The 3361-nt window shown below is 40.8% G+C and carries 1 protein-coding gene; it reads left to right on the forward strand.

Annotation, left to right across the window (positions count from 1 at the left end):
- Positions 1 to 67: 67 nt before the first annotated feature.
- A complete protein-coding gene (locus HYU69_15185; protein MBI2271685.1) occupies positions 68 to 3247 on the forward strand; it encodes a hypothetical protein in 3180 nt (1059 codons plus the stop codon).
- Positions 3248 to 3361 lie beyond the last annotated feature (114 nt).

The raw sequence follows: 3361 nt of genomic DNA on the forward strand, positions 1-3361 counted from the left end.
AACAATCTACAGACGAGACCCAAAACACACCAATGAGAGATGGAACGAAATCTCACCAGGGACGCCCATGATCAAGCTTGCATACACAGAGGGAAGTGGCGGGGCAAGAGGAGATACCGGACACTATGAAGCGATCGCTGACAACCAGAAAAACCAAATTGCAGAAAGAATATACTCATGGATGGGAACACAATTACTCATAGGAAGCCCCCTAACCATAGCATGCTGGAATATAAGATCCATAAGGGATTTCACCAAGAGGGAATACCTGCACAATCTGCTACAAAGAGAACAAATTCACATCATGTTCCTACAAGAAACGTTCTTAACAGAGGGAGAGAAATTGTACTTGAGAAATTTTAAAATTTACAGAGCGGATGGAAAAGAAAGGAGGAAGGGATGTGCCATACTAGTCAGCAAATTTCTGAAGGTAAAGACAGAGGTACTGGACAAGGACATAGAACACGGCAGATACATAAAAATAGCCATAACGGACACAGACACAAGACAATCGAGAACACTCAGCAACATTTATGCAGAACCAACCTTTATAGGGGACATCCCTGATCACATAATGGCAGCGGACTACATCATCGGGGACATGAACAAACTGGAAACGGGACTAAAACGCATAGGAGTCTACCACATAAGCGAAAACATCTCACTCTCACGAGCAATAGACGTCCCAAACGGGATGTCTGACCATAATGTAATAATAACCACAGCAAAGCTACCTTATAAAATGGAGGACACTTCCGAGAGAAAAATAACCCTACAAAAGCGCACGGCGAGGAACAATACAAACATGCTATTACAAGCAGCCAGAGACCCCAACACAGAGATAACCCTCCAGGACCCGAGAATCATAATAACTGGAACCAAGCTGGAAGGCATATCGGAGCAGAGTGACCTCTACGAAGACTACAACGCAAGAAAAGAACAGGCAAAAAAGAAATTTACCGACTTCATAAACACAGAAAAAAAGAAACTATCAGCAATCGTAAGCAACGGTCATATAGACAAGGGAGATTGGGTGAAAATTAACAAGGTGCTCAACTCCAAACGCAAATGTAGACTATATGAAAAAGATGCAAATTTTAAGGACATCGTGGCAGGTTTCAACACACTCTATGAAGGAGATAACGTGCAGCAAACACTGATAACAGATGACATTATCAACACCACAACACTACTCACGTCATGCAAATCAGAAAGGCTACAACCGATTACTAAACCTAGAAGCACAGCGCTAGATTTTTTCGGTTTCTCTCAACATGATCTCCATAAAGCCATAAAGGGCGAAACTTTGAGTGACAACCAAGCAAATCTCACCAAACTTTTCGATGCAGCACTCAGGAGCAAAAACAACTCCTTTTTCTTCCACAACAGAACAAAAATAATTCTATTTAACAAAGTAGAGAACCCATCGAAATGGGAGGAGCTGAGAGGAATAGCAATACTGCCAGCCTGGCTTATGCTCATGAAAAAGCTTTCCCTACCAACACTACTCGCCTCAATCCAAGACAAAATAAAGAACTTCCAATACGGATCTATAGAAGGAAGAAGCACTGGTATCGCAAGGCTAACAATCATACACAACTCAAGGAAGTTCGGGTACAACAAATCCGTCCTCATAGATATTAGAAAAGCATACGACAGCATCCCCAGAGAACAACTCAGAAACAAAATAATAGCGCAAAAACTCATCCTCTCAAATCTGAGTATAGATAACAGAATGCAATACGAGATAATGGACTATACCATACACCCAACGAGAGGATTAAGCCAAGGAGACCCATGGTCGCCCATTCTTTTCAATTTCTACATTGGTGACACACTGCTAGAAATGAATACAAACAACCTCGGCACATACACACAAGCATTCGTAGATGACATTATCATTCAAGGAACAGAAATTAGCACCCTACAACGCACATTTGACCAACTGGAGGAGAAAATGAACCATGAAAAACTAAACTTCAACTACAGTAAATGCGAACTCCTCACAAGCAAGCTAGACGAGGTCATCAACACAAAAGATGACCTTCCAATCACATGTAAAACCGAAACCAAATACCTAGGGCAAGTAATTGATTCGCAGGGAAACCCGACAGTGGCACTCAGAGAAAATGCTTTTGGCACCATACTAGATTTCATTTCCAAGAACAGAGACTTGGCAAGATTAGCGAGGATAAGGATTTTCTCAATCTACTGTAAGTCAAAAATATCACACATGTTACCAATCATAGCGCTAGCCGGGAACATTAAAGATGCATGGAAAACAATACGAAAAATCATTTTCAGCAGGATACTCCAAAGGGATACCACACCAAGAGAATGCATGGCTTTCTTCAAGCTTGGATATTACGAGATAATGATTAGGCCGCTGATCAAAATATATAACGGTGACTACTACAAAGACAGAGCGGAAGAAAAGGAAATGATTTTAACATCCATCATAACAACAATGAAACAGTGGACGGAAGCGGAGGAAAACCTAGGTGAGAACCTCATGAAGAATATAATCCCAATAATAGAGGGAAAGCAAAAAACCATCAACCTAGCAGAATGGGACAACTCAAGAATAGACGATGCTCTAAAACGAATCAGCAGGGGAGAAATTAACACCACGTTCAAACCAAGAATAATACTACCAACAGTCCTCCTTTATGCCACAAACGCAAAAATACACGAACTAGAAGCCAGATTAATCAAAATCGGCAAATCCACAGACCAAACCATAAAGCAGAAAGAGAAAGAAGCAGCGCACGCCATAATAAAGAACTACGTAACAACCATAGCATACAGCTCTACATGGAAACACCAGGAGGAAACCAAGCAAAAGCTAAACTGGGCCAATGTACTAGAAGAAAGCTCACTAGAAGAGTACATAATAAGATACCGCGTAAAGGAGATAGAATATATACCAACTAAAACTGAAGAATTCTACCTACTCATAACATCGCAGCTCACCAGTAACGCACACTCGGCAAACGATAGAATTATCAGCGAAAAGGCAAGAGATCTACTAAACCTCTTTAGACAACAGATAATGGAAGCAAGCCCAAAATGCATACAAGACATAGAAAGAATCCTCGATGAAAGTTTCGCAGAAGAAGAACCGCAGGCCGGAATCTCACCGACAGAGAAAGTACCAATGAAAAGGGGGCCAGGGAGACCCCCCAAAAACATAAACAAAGTAAACAACGACAACCAGAAAGTCACAGATTTCTTCCACAAAGTATAAAGGAAGAAGTAGAAGAAAGGAGAGAAGAAGAAGCAAAAAGATAGACAAAAAGGTTAAAAAGGAGACAAGAAGTAAGAATAGACAAATGATAAAGAAGCAATATAAAAATAATAA

The sequence above is a fragment of the Bacteroidota bacterium genome (genome assembly GCA_016183775.1).
In the GTDB taxonomy this organism is placed as follows: Bacteria; Bacteroidota; Bacteroidia; order JABDFU01; family JABDFU01; genus JABDFU01.

Bases quoted from the DNA above. Each gene is read 5' to 3' on its own strand.
- HYU69_15185 (MBI2271685.1), top strand. From the start codon at position 68: ATGATCAAGCTTGCATACACAGAGGGAAGTGGCGGGGCAAGAGGAGAT.